Genomic DNA, 13,301 nt, shown 5'->3' with positions numbered 1-13,301 from the left:
CGACTTCGCCTCGCACACCGGCACACCGATCTGGTCGACCTGACCGCCGCGCCGACCGCCCAGCCCAGCCCGCAGGGCCGTCCGGTGATCTTCCAGGCCGGCGACTCCCCCGGCGGACGCGACCTGGCCGCCCGCCACGCCGACGTGGTCTTCTCGGCCAACACCGATTACGACAAGGCCGTCGCGTACGCCGCCGACCTGCGCGAGCGGCTCGCCGCGTACGGCCGCTCCCCCGATTCGCTGCGCATCCTGCCGGAAGCTTCGGTGGTGCTCGGCGACACCCCGGCCGAGGCGGCCGAGAAGGCCGCGTGGATCCAGCGCGAACAGACCACCGGGCCGCGCGCCATCGCCTACCTCGAGCAGTTCTGGGGCAAGGATCTCTCCGGGTACGACCCGGACCGTCCGCTGCCGGACATCGAGCCCGCAGAGGGCGCGCTCGACCCGTCCCGCGGCACGATCCCGATCGAGTTCCGCACCGGCAAGCTGGAACGCATCGCCAGCTGGAGGCGGCTGGCCGCCGAGCGTGGCTGGTCGATCCGCGAGCTGGTGACCGAAGTCAACCCGCGGCACAACTCGTTCGTCGGCACGCCCGGCCAGGTCGCCGACGAGTGGGCTCGCTACGACCAGAACCGGGTGGTGGACGGCTTCAACATCCTGCCGCAGCGGCTGCCCGGCACGATCGAGGACATCGTCGACAAGCTGGTGCCAGAACTGCAGGAACGCGGCCTCTAACCGAGTACACCGGCCGCACCCTGCGCGAACACCTGGATCTGCGATAGGTTCGCTCAGTCGTCGCCACCGTGCAGCCGGCGGTAGCGGCTGCCGTCGAAGACCAGCGGCGCGACCTGCCTTACAGGTCCGCCGCCGAAGACATCGCTTGGACCAGCCGAAACGCCTCACCACCGAGACGGTCTACGCGATCACCAACCTGCGTGTGCACGAGGCCAAACCGGCGCGGCTCGCGGCCGCCGCGCGTTCACCGACGAGCGGGAGGCACGGCTGGCCTCGTTCCGGTGGCTGCACCGCTACAACACCGTCCGGCGCCATTCCCGGCTCGGACAGCAATCCCCGAACGCCTACGAGAACAGCATCCGAACGGCACCAGCTACGCTGGCCCAAGCCGCATAAACCCCGTGTCCAAGATCCGGGGGTAAGCCCCGATACCTTCCGGTTCGGAATTCACGGGAGTTGGGCCACCATTTCGTGTCCACCGGACAGTTCCATCCGCACCGCGCTGATCTGATCGACGGGAATGGTGATGGTGTTACCGGTGCCGCAGTATCGTTTGGCGACCACGCACTGCCCCATGTCCCATTGCCGGCCGTCTTTTGCAGTCAGCCGAGCTTGGTAGGTCCCTGGTGCCGGCGCATTCGTGATGGTGACGTAGATCCATGACGGGCGGCCTTGATACGCATACAGGTGCCCGACGACTTCGGTTCCATTCGTGACCGGTGCGGCGCGAAGGTAGCTGCCGTCACCGATCGCCAGTGTCCGGCGGTACTCGTCGGCCAGGTGCCGGTTGGGCGAGGTGCGCCACCATGTCAGGCCCGCCGCAACCACGGCGGCAAGCAAGACCGCGGCGACCTGTATCGCGGCCCGGCGCCACACCGGCCTGCGGCGGTGAACGGTTGCCGCCGGCGCGGGCGGAGCCAGCCGAGCCAGCACAGCTGCCTCGAAGCTGGCCGGCGGCTCGCGCTCGGGAATCAACGGCAGTAATTCGTCCGCGGTGCGGGCCAGCTCGGACAGCTCGCCCCGGCATCGCGTGCAGCCGGCCAGGTGGCGCAACACCCGGGCACGGTCGGTGCCGGAAACCGCGCCGGTGGCCACCTCCGGCAACAGGTCGGCCACCTCCGCGCAGGCATCCCGGTCAACCATGGTCCACCCCCAACTGATCGCGTAGCCTCGCCAACCCGGCGCGGATGCGGGTCTTTGCGGTACCGAGCGGGATTTGATCGTGAGCCGCGATCTCCGCGGCGGTCAGCCCGTAGAAGACCGACATCACCACCGCGGTCGCCTGGTCGCGAGGCAGCTGCCGCAGCGCGCGCCGGACCCGAATCGCGTCCGCCACCCGGTCGTCCTCGGCATCCCCATCCGCGTCGCCGGCCGTGGACAACACCGCGACCAGCGCATCCGGTTCCACCGGCACGTCACGGCGCAGCCGTAACACATCCACCGCTGCGTTGCGGGCGATGGTGAGCAGCCAGGTGGCCACCCGCGCGCGCCGCGGATCGTACGTGCCGCCATGGCGCCAGGCACGGACGAACGTTTCCTGAGCGATCTCCTCCGCCTGCGCGGGCACGCCGACGACGACCAACGCCATCCCGTAGACACGCGCCTGGAACCGGCGCACGAACGCGGCAGCGGCCTCCGGGTCGCCCGCCACCAAACCGGCGAGCAACGCATCGTCGGACAGGCTCATACCAAGTACTACGGTGCCGAGCGCCCACGGGATTGCGGCGGCCGCAATCTCATCGCCGCCACGATCCCGTAGAACCGGTATGCGTAACAAATTGATCGCGGTTGTGTCCGCAATCCTCTTCATGGCTGCCGGCTGCAGCGCAGGCAGCGCGTCAGGCACAGGCGGAGGTGATAGCGGCCCAAGCCTGAAGATCGTCGAACCGGCCGACGGCGCCTCCGTCGGCGCCTCGTTCACGGTACGGGTGGAGGCCAGCGAGTCCCTCGGTACCCAAGCTTCCGGCAAACACCACATCCACGTGTGGTTCGACGACAACGCCAACGACTACCAGGTGGTGGAGGCCGACCACGTGCAGGTCGAGTCCGGCCGGCTCCCCCCAGGCCAGCACGTGATCCACGCCTCCCTCCGCAACGCCAACCACTCCGCGGCCGGCGCCGAGGCGCAGGAGACGATCGCGGTGACCAGCCCCGGCGCACCGGCGCCGGCGGCCTCGTCGAACCCGCCCGACGACGGAGGCGGCTATGGCTACTGACCCCGAGACCGACACCGGCACCGGGCGCTATGTCGAGCGCAACAACCGCCGGACCCGGTGGTTCCACGCAGGGACCTACCTACTCGTGCTGCTGCTCCTCGCAACCGGCTGGTGGCTGCTCGCCGGCCGCGAGGGACAGCCCAGCCCGCTCGCGAGAATCACCGGCCAGGCCGACACAAGCCTGCACCAGTACGCCGGCTGGGCATTGCTGGGCCTGGCCGCCCTCGGCGCTGCCCTCGGCCGTCGGGCGGTGCGCACCCTGCTCACCGACTCAGTCCGGCTCGGCCGCCGCGACATGCGCTGGTTCGCCCGCTGGCCAGTCGCCGTGTTCACCGGCCGCTTCCCGCGTCACGACGGGCACTTCGACCCGGGACAACGCATCATGAACCTCGCCGTGCTGGTCCTGCTGCTGATCCTGGCCGGCACCGGCGTGTGGCTGACCCAGATCGACGGCGGAGCCACCTTCGTCTGGCTCGACCAGGTGCACAAGTGGGCCACGTACGCGATCACCCCGATTCTGCTCGGCCACATCCTCGTCGCCTCCGGCGTGCTGCCCGGCTACCGCGGTGCATGGCGTGCAATGCACCTCGGCGGCCGGCTCCCCGCCCACGTCGCCCGCCGGCTGTGGCCCGGCTGGCTGGACCGTAACGAGGGACCCCGCAAATGATCACACCGCCGCCTTGCCCGTACGAAATCTCCGTCCCGGCCTACCTGCTCGCGGCCCTCGAGCCATCGGAATGGCGCGAGGTGCACCGCCACGTGCAAATCTGTCCCACATGCCAGTCAGAAATCGCCGACCTGGCCAAACTGCTAGGGCTCCTGACCCGGCTACGGTTCGACGTCCGGAACATACTCGAAACCCCACCATTGGGTATCCGCCAGCGACCGGCTCCACCAAATTGAGTAGCGGACGGGTCCGCGGCCCCTGACAACCGCCGCCGATTCGCAGGCACTAGCGGTGGTGATCGCCTCGGCGATCATGCCCGCCGCGCCGGGCGAAGCCAGCGTTACCCCGCGCGCAAGCCTCGTGGCGGGATCACTGGCCCCGACAGCAGTGTGTGGACAGCACCGCGACTAGCGGGTTGTAGCCACGCAGCCAGACGTTGTAGCCGCCGAGCTTGATTTGACCGAACGATCAACAGCATGGCGGCGACCTGGGCTGGACGCTGTGGCCACGCGCACATGCCGGCATCCACCAGTTACGTCGGCGGCCGGCGAGGACCGGTGATCGCAGAGCTGGACGCCCCTTTCCGCACGCGCGCCATTTCCGGCTACGCGGCGAGCTCGTCTGTCGAGGCAGCTGCGGCTGCGGGAGCTGAAGATCCCGCACCCCCTACGTGTTGGCCTCGATTCCCCGTAACAGATTTGGGTTGAGGTTTGATCTTCGTTGAGGGGATCAGCGTGGTGGGAACGTGAAGCGGAGTTTGCGGTCGTCCCACCACGGGATCGGGATTTCCAGTTCGTCGAAGCCGGCGTCGATGAGGACTCGGTGGTAGCTGCGCAGATTCAGGGCGCAGGTGACGGTGCCGGTGGTGATGTGCAAGGTGCCCATCGCGTCGAGGAAGTGCCGCCAGATCTTGTCCGGGGTGGCCGTGTCGTAGCGAGGCAGGCGTCTGGCCAGGAGCCGGTAGAGGTTGCCGGCGATGACGGTCAGGGTGGTGTCCAGGTCGACGTTCAGGGGTAGGCCGCAGGACAGGGCGTCGAGGTGGGTGGCGGTAGCGGCCGGGGCGTTCGATGCGCACGGTGCGCCAGTCGCAGGCGGGCAGCGCGGCCAGCCGGGCGAGTTCGGCTTTGCCTCGCATGCGCAGGGTGAGCCAGGTGATGCCCTGACCGGTCAGTTCGTCGAGCACCGTATAGGTGGTCCGTTGGGAGTCGAAGACCAGCAGCCCGGGGTGGGCGCCGGTGGCCTGGTGCCAGTAATCGGCGAAGGCGAGGATCTCGCGGGACTGTTGGGCTTTGGTGATGTCGGCGTTGGCGTAGACCATCTCGGCCGAGGCGTGGTCCTGGGCGAAGAAGGTCAGCACGGCCCGGGTGCGCTGTGAGCGTTTGCGCACGTAGTGGCTTTCCAGGATCGCGTTGGTGCCGTGGTGGCGGATGGCGTGGAAGTCCACGTTGAACCCGGCGGTCCGCTGGCCAGGCCGAAGGGGCCGCAGCGCGGCGATGAATCCGGACATCAGGCGCTGATTCGAGGCACAGTGCACCCAGTAGGAGTAGGTGCCAGGTGGGTGGCCTTCGGCAGCGTGGTCAGGCCGAGGGTGAACGCCAGGCCCTGGTCGTCGGTCAGCGCGTCGATGTGGTGGGCCCGGGGCGGCGGGCGCATTTGGCCAGCAGCAGTGTTCCGATCGAGTGCCAGGCCGACAGGCTGCTCGTGGCCGGGTAGCCGCAGGAGTCGATCAGGTGGTGGAGGTTGAGGTCGACGATGCCGGGGTCAGCAGGAGCAGACCTGCGTGGTCGCAGGGAAGATCAGTGCCCTGCTCGGGCCAGCTCGCCAGCGGTGCGGCCTGGATGGTTTCCAGGCGGTGGGACTGCCTCGGCTGGTGTCGTCACGGTGCGGCAGGCGGGGCAGGCCCTCGGCCTCGAGGATCCGCCAGACGCTCTGCGCGGAGATCGGGGTGCCCGCGGCGGCCAGCGCTGCGGGTGTTCGGTTGGCTGCTGGCCGGATCATGTCTCGAGCAGGTCCGGGGCGAAGATTTTCTCGATCGTCCAGCGGCGGGTGGACAGGCCCTGCTCGTGGTGGTAGCGCAGGTAGGTGTCCAGAGCCTTGTGGTTGGCGGATACCCCGTAGGGCCACCAGTCGTGCGGCAGCAGCCGGTCGTTGCGGTCGAAAAGTGCGTTTGTCCACGGCAGCATGTGGTGCACCTGGTAGAGCCGGCGGCTGTCACAGTATTGCTGGGCGGCGGCGTCCTTGGCCTGGAGAAACGCGCGGTACACGGCGCGATCGAGCCCGGGGTTGGCCGCGAGCACGTCACGTGGCGCGGCGATGACGTGCATCATGGGGAAGATCCCGGTGCGCCGGTAGTAGTCGCGCTCGATTGGTTCGTGGTCGGGGAACAGCCGGCGGATGGCCGGCGAGCCGTCGAGGACAGGCTGCGGGACGTTGGCGGTGAACAACGCGTCGATCTCGCCCGTTTCCAGCATGCCGCTGAGTGTCTTGCCGGCCGGTACGGCGGTCACCTCGACGTTGTCCGGGTGCGGATGCGTGGTGAACTCGAATGGTGGCATGGGGTGGTCGAGACCGCCGATCACCCAGCGGTCCTGCTCGGGCCGGAACCCGTACTCGTCCATCAGGATGCCCTTGGCCCACACGCCGGAGTCTTGCCCGTAGATGCCGAACTCACCGATGCTCCGGCCGGTCAGGTCGCTCGGCTGGGTGATGCCGCTGTCGGCGTGGACGAAGACACACGAGTGTCGGAATACCCGGTTCGGGAACGCCGGAATCGCGACGAACGACGCGTCGATGTCCAAGGTGCGTAGGTAAAACGTCAGCCCGAACTCGCACACGTCCACGTCACCTCGAAGCAGAGCCTGGAAGATCTCCGGCAGCGTCGCTGCCGTCGATACGTGTACCGAACGGACTCCGTTGACGGTGACCGAGCCGTCGAACAAGGCCCGAGTGGTGTCGTACTCGCCGGCGGCGATACGCAGATCGAGGTCGTTCACGTCGCCAGCGTCACCCGATCCGACCATGGCCGCAACCCGGGCCGCAGCCGACGCCATCACCACCAGCGAGAGGTGTCTACGGCCTACAGCCCGGCCCCGGCCGTTACCCGCCCGCCCAGGCGGGTAACCCCACCAACGATCCCCATCTCCGTCGCGAAGGAAGATGTGATGACCACGACCACCTCTGCGGACGTCGACCTGGCAACCATCGCGCAGCTCGCCGCCCAGCTACGGGTCGACTCCATTCGCTCGTCCACCAGCGTCGGCTCCGGGCACCCCACCTCCAGCATGTCCGCCGCTGACCTGCTCGCCGTGCTCGTTACCCGGCACCTGCGCTACGACTGGGACAACCCGCACGACGCCCGCAACGACCACTTGATCTACTCCAAAGGGCACGCATCCCCGCTGGTGTACTCGGTGTTCAGGGCCGTCGGCGTGATCTCCGACGAGGAGCTGATGACCGGCTACCGCCGCTTCGGCCAGCGGCTGCAAGGCCACCCCACCCCGGTGCTGCCGTGGGTCGACGTGGCCACCGGTTCCCTCGGCCAGGGACTGCCCGACGGTGTCGGCGTGGCCCTGGCCGGCAAATACCTCGACAAGAAGCCCTACCACGTCTGGGTGCTCTGCGGTGACAGCGAGTTCGCGGAGGGCTCGATCTGGGAAGCCCTGGACAAGGCGTCCTACTATCAGCTGTCCAACCTGGTCGCGATCGTCGACGTCAACCGGCTCGGACAGCGCGGCGAGACCGAACTCGGCTGGAACCTCGACGCATACAAGGCCCGCGCCGAAGCCTTCGGCGCCCGTGTGCTGACCGTCGACGGCCACGACCTCACGGCGATCGACCACGCCTTCACCGCCGCCGCGCAAAGCGACGACAAGCCCACCGTGATCCTGGCCAAGACCGTCAAGGGCAAGGGCTTCTCGGAGGTTGAGGACAGCCCCGACTGGCACGGCAAGCCCCTCCCGCCCGACATGGCCGAACGCGCGATCGCCGGGCTCGGCGGCGAACGCCATCTCACCCTGCGCGGACTACTCCCGCACGACGGCGGCGACGGCCACCGCGCCGCACCGGCCGACGACCGGGCGGCACAGCCGCACACCACCCAGACTGTTGCGCCGGCGACTCCAGCCACCTACGAGGTAGGTGCGAAGGTCGCCACCCGCAAAGCCTACGGCGACGCCTTGGTCGTCCTCGGCGCCCGCGACCCGAAAGTGGTTGCCCTCGACGGCGAGGTCAGCAACTCCACCTACGCGTCCGAATTCGCCAAGGCGTACCCCGACCGCTACTTCGAAATGTTCATCGCCGAACAGCAGATGGTCGCCGCCGCCACCGGCCTGGCCGTACGCGGCTACCGCCCGTACGCCTCCACCTTCGCTGCGTTCCTCACCCGCGCCTACGATTTCATCCGCATGGGCGCCATCAGCGGCGTCGGCCTACGCCTAGTCGGCTCCCACGCCGGCATCGAGATCGGCGCTGACGGCCCCTCACAGATGGCCCTTGAAGATCTCGCTATGATCCGAGCCGTGCACGGCTCCACCGTGCTCTACCCCGCCGATGCCACCTGCACCGTCGCCCTCACCAGCGCCATGGCCACCACGCCCGGCATCAGCTATCTCCGCACCACCCGCGGCAGCTACCCCGTCCTCTACCCCGACGGCGAAACCTTCGCCATCGGCAGCTCCAAAACCCTCCGCGAAACCGACCACGACCAGGTCACGCTCATCGGCGCCGGTGTCACCCTGCACGCCGCACTAGCCGCCGCCGACACCCTCGCCCACCAAGGCATCACCGCCCGCGTCATCGACGCCTACTCCATCAAACCCATCGACAGCACCACACTCGCCGCCGCGGCCGACGCCACCGCAGGACGGATCGTCATCGCCGAAGACCACCACCCTGAAGGCGGCCTCGGCTCCGCCGTCATCGACAGCCTCACCACCGACGGCATCACCGGGCTGCACATCACCCACCTCGCCGTCCGCGACATGCCCGGCTCCGGAACCGGCGACGAACTCCTCGCCTGGGCCGGCATCGACGCCAACCACATCACCACAGCCGCAAAGAACCTACTCACCAACCGGTAACAATCTTTCGAGCAACGGATCAGAGAACAAGGCGACAGCACGTGCCGACCGAGCCCGGCACACGGCTTTATCAGGACCCGACGCGCCGAGGGCATTTGGTACGTCGACGAGTACGCGGACTGCTTCAACGCCTTGCTGAACGGGCGAAATCCCACCTTCGACAACTCTTCTGACGCGATCCATCGAATCTGGCAGGCGTATCAGGCTTCATGTTGCCGATGATGGCTGGTTCAGGGTCCATCGTGTGATGTTGGCTGGTCAGCCAACCGCCGCCGTTCGCCGCGACGTGCCACCGCGTGGCCGCGCAATACGGCACGCACTGTGGAAGCGCGATGAGGCCATCGGACCACTACTGCATCCGGGCTCGGCTGAGCTCGCCGCAGCGTGCCGGCTCAGGACGTCGGGCACCGAGCGGCCATCGGTCTCAGTTGTGCGGTATTGGGCGAGGACGGTAAGCATGGCTCACGCTCCCGGGAAGCCAGGCCCGGCGTGGCCTGCTCGCCGCCGCACGATCCGCCGCAAGCGGAAGCGGCCACGACATCTTCCGGCGCTGCGGGATCGCCGTGACGACGATCCACCTCGGCGCGTTCGCCGACGTGGCCGCGGACTTCATCCTGATCAAGCTCCTGGCTGGTCGCTACCGCCGCAAGCCGGCCACGCTGTGGAACGGCACACGGGCCGGCGAGGTACCGTCGCTGCCGATCGAGGCGGCGAAAGCCCACGCCCGATGAGACGGCGGCTACGCCAGGCCAGAACGCGTGGCCGGCACGGAATTCAGCGCAGCGGCATCGGCGGTCCCTTGATGGGCCCGCTCGACGAGGTATGCAATCCGGGCCGAAGCGAATCCCGCGAGGTCGTCGAGGTGCACACGCTCCCCGGCGAGTCGCCGGGCGACTGCCCCAAGGCTCTCCGCAATCCTGGGCGCTGACCCGGATCTGCCGGCGGCGTGCGAGCCTGGGATTCCGCTGAGCCCGCTCCATGTGCTCGTCGCCAAGATCACACGCATTGTCATCGGCAGATCAGTTCCCGCAGCCAGCGTCGGGCTCTTGTGCGCCTGCGGGATCGATCTTCCGGGGGTAGCCGTCCAGCTCTAATATGCATTGATGCAGGCCGACATCATCGCGGTACCGAAGTTCGCCATGGACAGGACGGTTGTCGACCGGCCGCTGGCCGCGACGCTCGGCGTGGCGTGGCAGGCGCGTCTGACCGGGTTCAACACGCCGGACATCCGCTTGGACACGGTGGGCGGCGGCGCGCTGGTCACGGCGCCGGCACACGGCGTGCTGAGCGTCGGCGCGGACGCACCGCGGCTGGAGCCCGGCGCGGACCTGTGGCCGGTACCGGTCCGCGTCTGCGGCGGATCGGTGCCCGGCGGCCTGCTGGCCGTCGACACGGCCGGCACGGTGTACCGCCTGGTCCCTGGCGCCGAGCCCACGCCGGTCTGGCCCAGCCAGCGATCACAGCGCGACGTCAGCGTGGTGTCGCTGCCCGGCGGCCAGCTGGTGTCGTCGGAGGACGACGGCGAGGCCTGGGGCCGAACCGAGCTGATCGACAAGAGCACCGGCGCGGTCGTGTGGACCAGCGGGCGCACCCTGAGCGTGCCGATGCCCGTCGGCGACCAGTTGATCAGCGAGGGCTCGTACGAGGGCCTGACCGGCCTGAAGGGCGAGCTGGCGTCGCTGGACGTGAAGACGGGCGAGGATCGCTGGAGCCGCCCGCACGCCCTGCCGCGCGGCTCGCACATGCTCGCGGTGGTGAATGGCGTGCTGTGGGTACAGGCCGGATGGATGGACAACCGCCTCCTCGGCTTCGCCACCGAGGACGGGCGCTCGGTGGGCGCCGTGGCATTGCCGCGCGAGTCCCGCGACGCGTTCGCCTTGGACGCGAGCGGGACGCTGCACATCGGCGATGAGCACGGCTGGTCCACGGTTGATCTCACGCAGGGCCGAGTAACCACGGACGTCCGTTTCGCCGCGCCCGGCTGCGGTACGGTCTACGCGAACCGCACCCTGCGCAGCGCCGACGGCCGCCTGCTGTTCGCCGACGACCGCGGCCAGATCTTCGTCGTGCACCCGGACCGCCCGGAGCGCCCCGAACTCGCGACGACGCTGCCCACCATAAGGACCTTCGGCATCGCCGCCGGCCACCTGATCGTGCTGTCATTCGACGGCACCCTGACCGCCCTCGGTGCGCCCGCCTGAGCGGGGCCGCGGACCTTTCGTCCACGAAGCCCGCGCTCCACCGTCAGGGTTACCCGTTGGATTACGCGACGAACCCGTTGAGGACCCGCTCGCGAGCCGCGACCGTTCGGCGCTCCAGCCGCCGCACGCCAGCGCTGCTTCGCGCAGCCCGACAGAATCGAACGCAGCACCGCGTTCTCCAGATGCAGCAGCCGTACTCTGGCCATCAACTCCAGCCTTGGCCGCTCCGTGCGGACGTTCGTGTCCTGTCTCGTCGATCACGAGGCATCAGCAGGTCCGTGGCCTGCGGTGCCTCAAGTTGGTGAGACGGCTTGATCTTCGACTCGTCGCATCGACCACCTCTTAATCCGCGGGTTGCAGGTTCGAGTCCTATACGGCGGACAAATCGACTGCGTACGAACCCTCAACTCGCGGCCGAGGGTTCCTGGTGTGCCGTTGGCCCCGGGTGTCCGCCTCGTCGGCCGACGTCGTTTCAGCCGACCGTGGCGGCGAACGCAACCAGGGCGAACGTGGCGACCTGCAGTACGGTGCGCACTGCGGAGGCGTACGTGAACCGGGACAACAGTGGCGCGAGGTCAGCTTCGGTGTCCGGGCTTTCCCCGACCCGAAACATCGCCGGCGCCGCGACCGCAGTCGCGGCGCTGTGCAGGACCGACAGGGCGGCTGCGCTGATCAGCAGGAACCGCACGGTCGTGGATGCGTCATTGGCGGATGCGGCCACGCCCGTCACAATGGTCAACAGGGCGGCGCCGACGCCGGTCACCGAGTACAGCGCTGTGCCGTTGCCGAGGTCGGCCGCCCGCGCGTAGTGCGCATAGGCGACCACGCCCATACGGCGCCGGGCGGGCAACTGCACCACCACCTTGTCTACCGACAGCCCCGCCAGTATCCCGTTGAATACAACTACCGCGAGCAGCAGCCACTCCATCTCGACCTCCAATGCCACAGCAGTTCGCCGAGTGGCCGGCCGCCACGCTACAGAGAACCTTGACGGCTGCGCCGAGGTCCAATGTGGACCGCCTTAGCCCTCGGAAATGACCTCGTAGATTCCAGGATGTGCGGTGATCTCGTTCAGCGCCGGATGGGACAAGAGCTCGCGGAATCGCTCGTCGTGCGCCGCGGCGATGTGCTCGGCCGATTCCCATAGCGTGACGTTGACGAAGCGGAAGCGCGCATCGGGCGAGGTCGCCTGATGCATCCGGTAGCTCACAAAGCCTGGCTTCGCGCTGAAGTGTGGGGCGAAGACGTCACGCCAGATGGCGGAGAACTCCTCCGCTCGGTCCGCGGGGACCTCGAAGATGTTGATCCATGTCACTGGCTGCACCACTCGTGGCCTCCTCTGTGTGGTGGGGCGGGCGCTCCGGCCGCCGCTTGTCCTTCAAGCACTCCCCCCTGCGGCAAGCGGGCGGTCGCAGGCAAGTGGGCGGCGGATCAATACCAGGCCGTAGACAGGCCGACAAGACCAAGTGCCAGGAACGTTCCGTTGAGCGTGAACAGCGCATCGTGCGTTGCCCAGAGCCCGGCCGCGAGCCCGCGGACCCGGGTGAACCTCCCGTCTGCTTCCGCTTTCCGGAGTCTATATTTAATATAGGCTCCGGAAAACAGAAAGGGCAAGGCATGAGCGCAGAGGCAGGCCGACGCCGCTACGACTCGCTACGCCGCACCGCGCAGGCGCAGGAGACGCGGGCCGAGATCGCCCGCACCGCCCGCCGGCTCTTCATCTCCCATGGCTGGGCGGCGACGAGCATCCGGGACGTGGCGCGCGAGGCCGGCGTCTCCGTGCCCACCGTCTACGCGGCGTACCAGAACAAGACCGGGCTCGCGCTGGCGCTGGCCGACGCGGCCGACCTGTCCGCCGACGTGCCCCAACTGATCGCCGATCTGGAGGCGTTGGCCGGTCCGGCGCGGCAGTTGGCGGCGCTGACGGCTTTCGACCGCCGACTGTTCGAACGCGCCAGCGACGTCATCATGCTGATGCGTGAGGCCGGCCGCACCGAACCCCAACTGTCCGCGGCCTATCACGGTGCGCGCCGACGAGCCGACGAAACCCGCCTCCAGGTATTCTCCTCCTGGTCGGCCGGCATCCTCCGGCGCGGCGTGGACATACAGTGCGCTGCCGACATCTATGCGGGCCTGTGCAACATCGACGTCTACACCACCCTCACGACCGAGCGTGGCTGGTCACCCAACCGCGTCGAGCAATGGTGGACCGAGGCCCTTACCCGCGAACTGCTTGCCGAGCAGACCGAGCACCCGGCCTCCCGGTAGCCCCACCGCGTCGCGGCAAGTGTTTGCGGTGACGGGGACGGCCACTTCGGCGACGGGCGGGCGGTGCAGGCCGTGGCGCTGGACCGGCTGGACGTCTCGCCGCTGCAGGTGGCTGTTGCCGACGAGATGTTGCGGGCGG

General features: G+C 68.6%; 14 protein-coding genes. 7 read left to right on the top strand and 7 right to left on the bottom strand.

What is annotated here, in order from left to right:
- The first annotated feature begins 84 nt into the window (after nucleotides 1-84).
- Nucleotides 85-732 (top strand): LLM class flavin-dependent oxidoreductase, encoded by a 648-nt coding sequence (locus ACIA5D_RS13590; protein ID WP_396030182.1) that lies wholly within the window; start codon nucleotides 85-87, stop codon nucleotides 730-732.
- A 447-nt stretch (nucleotides 733-1,179) separates the two neighbouring features.
- Here ACIA5D_RS13590 and ACIA5D_RS13585 read toward each other — a convergent pair whose 3' ends face one another.
- Both ACIA5D_RS13585 and ACIA5D_RS13580 read right to left on the bottom strand, forming a co-directional pair.
- Nucleotides 1,180-1,875 carry an anti-sigma factor family protein gene (locus ACIA5D_RS13585; protein ID WP_396030181.1) on the bottom strand — a complete coding sequence of 232 codons (696 nt, stop codon included), beginning with the start codon at nucleotides 1,873-1,875 and terminating at the stop codon, nucleotides 1,180-1,182.
- Nucleotides 1,868-2,578: an RNA polymerase sigma factor gene (locus ACIA5D_RS13580; protein ID WP_396030180.1), complete on the bottom strand. Its 711-nt coding sequence runs from the start codon at nucleotides 2,576-2,578 to the stop codon at nucleotides 1,868-1,870. Before ACIA5D_RS13580 ends, ACIA5D_RS13585 begins: the two co-directional genes overlap by 8 nt.
- Before the next feature lie 82 nt (nucleotides 2,579-2,660).
- Between ACIA5D_RS13580 and ACIA5D_RS13575 the strand changes: the two genes are divergently transcribed.
- A complete protein-coding gene (locus ACIA5D_RS13575; protein WP_396030179.1) occupies nucleotides 2,661-2,948 on the top strand; it encodes a hypothetical protein in 288 nt (95 codons plus the stop codon).
- A complete protein-coding gene (locus tag ACIA5D_RS13570) occupies nucleotides 2,938-3,615 on the top strand; it encodes a cytochrome b/b6 domain-containing protein (protein WP_396030178.1) in 678 nt (225 codons plus the stop codon). Before ACIA5D_RS13575 ends, ACIA5D_RS13570 begins: the two co-directional genes overlap by 11 nt.
- Nucleotides 3,616-4,219: 604 nt before the next feature.
- Here the strand turns inward: ACIA5D_RS13570 and ACIA5D_RS13565 are convergent.
- From ACIA5D_RS13565 to ACIA5D_RS13555, 3 genes are all read right to left on the bottom strand, one after another.
- Nucleotides 4,220-5,122: a hypothetical protein gene (locus ACIA5D_RS13565; protein WP_396030177.1), complete on the bottom strand. Its 903-nt coding sequence runs from the start codon at nucleotides 5,120-5,122 to the stop codon at nucleotides 4,220-4,222.
- Nucleotides 5,122-5,268: a hypothetical protein gene (locus ACIA5D_RS13560; protein WP_396030176.1), complete on the bottom strand. Its 147-nt coding sequence runs from the start codon at nucleotides 5,266-5,268 to the stop codon at nucleotides 5,122-5,124. The genes ACIA5D_RS13565 and ACIA5D_RS13560 overlap by 1 nt, the downstream gene beginning before the upstream one ends.
- Before the next feature lie 341 nt (nucleotides 5,269-5,609).
- Nucleotides 5,610-6,608, bottom strand: coding sequence for a hypothetical protein (locus ACIA5D_RS13555; protein ID WP_396030175.1), 999 nt, complete (start codon nucleotides 6,606-6,608; stop codon nucleotides 5,610-5,612).
- A gap of 168 nt (nucleotides 6,609-6,776) precedes the next feature.
- On the opposite strand from ACIA5D_RS13555, the gene ACIA5D_RS13550 reads away from it, so the two are divergent.
- The 3 genes from ACIA5D_RS13550 (at nucleotide 6,777) to ACIA5D_RS13540 (ending at nucleotide 10,894) form a co-directional block, all read left to right on the top strand.
- Nucleotides 6,777-8,693: a transketolase gene (locus tag ACIA5D_RS13550; protein WP_396030174.1), complete on the top strand. Its 1,917-nt coding sequence runs from the start codon at nucleotides 6,777-6,779 to the stop codon at nucleotides 8,691-8,693.
- 563 nt (nucleotides 8,694-9,256) lie between these two features.
- The gene (locus ACIA5D_RS13545) at nucleotides 9,257-9,424 is read left to right on the top strand and encodes a hypothetical protein (protein ID WP_396030173.1); all 168 of its coding nucleotides are present in this window, start codon (nucleotides 9,257-9,259) and stop codon (nucleotides 9,422-9,424) included.
- A gap of 372 nt (nucleotides 9,425-9,796) precedes the next feature.
- The gene (locus tag ACIA5D_RS13540) at nucleotides 9,797-10,894 is read left to right on the top strand and encodes a PQQ-binding-like beta-propeller repeat protein (RefSeq protein ID WP_396030172.1); all 1,098 of its coding nucleotides are present in this window, start codon (nucleotides 9,797-9,799) and stop codon (nucleotides 10,892-10,894) included.
- A 472-nt stretch (nucleotides 10,895-11,366) separates the two neighbouring features.
- Here ACIA5D_RS13540 and ACIA5D_RS13535 read toward each other — a convergent pair whose 3' ends face one another.
- Both ACIA5D_RS13535 and ACIA5D_RS13530 read right to left on the bottom strand, forming a co-directional pair.
- Nucleotides 11,367-11,822, bottom strand: coding sequence for a hypothetical protein (locus ACIA5D_RS13535; protein WP_396030171.1), 456 nt, complete (start codon nucleotides 11,820-11,822; stop codon nucleotides 11,367-11,369).
- Nucleotides 11,823-11,915: 93 nt separating this feature from the next.
- The gene (locus ACIA5D_RS13530) at nucleotides 11,916-12,221 is read right to left on the bottom strand and encodes an antibiotic biosynthesis monooxygenase family protein (protein ID WP_396030170.1); all 306 of its coding nucleotides are present in this window, start codon (nucleotides 12,219-12,221) and stop codon (nucleotides 11,916-11,918) included.
- 290 nt (nucleotides 12,222-12,511) lie between these two features.
- Between ACIA5D_RS13530 and ACIA5D_RS13525 the strand changes: the two genes are divergently transcribed.
- Complete coding sequence (locus ACIA5D_RS13525) at nucleotides 12,512-13,162, top strand: TetR/AcrR family transcriptional regulator (RefSeq protein ID WP_396030169.1); 651 nt, start codon at nucleotides 12,512-12,514, stop codon at nucleotides 13,160-13,162.
- Nucleotides 13,163-13,301: the final 139 nt, after the last annotated feature.

Origin of the sequence: Actinoplanes sp. NPDC051513 (assembly GCF_044454685.1) — a bacterium.
In the GTDB taxonomy this organism is placed as follows: Bacteria; Actinomycetota; Actinomycetes; order Mycobacteriales; family Micromonosporaceae; genus Actinoplanes.
Note: the sequence above shows the minus strand (reverse complement) of the source record. Positions and strands in the feature narration are given on the sequence as shown.

Excerpts from the sequence above, each read along its gene's own strand:
- ACIA5D_RS13585 (WP_396030181.1), bottom strand. The coding sequence starts at position 1,875 with ATGGTTGACCGGGATGCCTGCGCGGAGGTGGCCGACCTGTTGCCGGAG.
- ACIA5D_RS13570 (WP_396030178.1), top strand. The coding sequence starts at position 2,938 with ATGGCTACTGACCCCGAGACCGACACCGGCACCGGGCGCTATGTCGAG.
- ACIA5D_RS13565 (WP_396030177.1), bottom strand. The coding sequence starts at position 5,122 with ATGTCCGGATTCATCGCCGCGCTGCGGCCCCTTCGGCCTGGCCAGCGG.
- ACIA5D_RS13560 (WP_396030176.1), bottom strand. The coding sequence starts at position 5,268 with ATGCGCCCGCCGCCCCGGGCCCACCACATCGACGCGCTGACCGACGAC.
- ACIA5D_RS13550 (WP_396030174.1), top strand. The coding sequence starts at position 6,777 with ATGACCACGACCACCTCTGCGGACGTCGACCTGGCAACCATCGCGCAG.
- ACIA5D_RS13540 (WP_396030172.1), top strand. The coding sequence starts at position 9,797 with ATGCAGGCCGACATCATCGCGGTACCGAAGTTCGCCATGGACAGGACG.
- ACIA5D_RS13535 (WP_396030171.1), bottom strand. The coding sequence starts at position 11,822 with ATGGAGTGGCTGCTGCTCGCGGTAGTTGTATTCAACGGGATACTGGCG.
- ACIA5D_RS13525 (WP_396030169.1), top strand. The coding sequence starts at position 12,512 with ATGAGCGCAGAGGCAGGCCGACGCCGCTACGACTCGCTACGCCGCACC.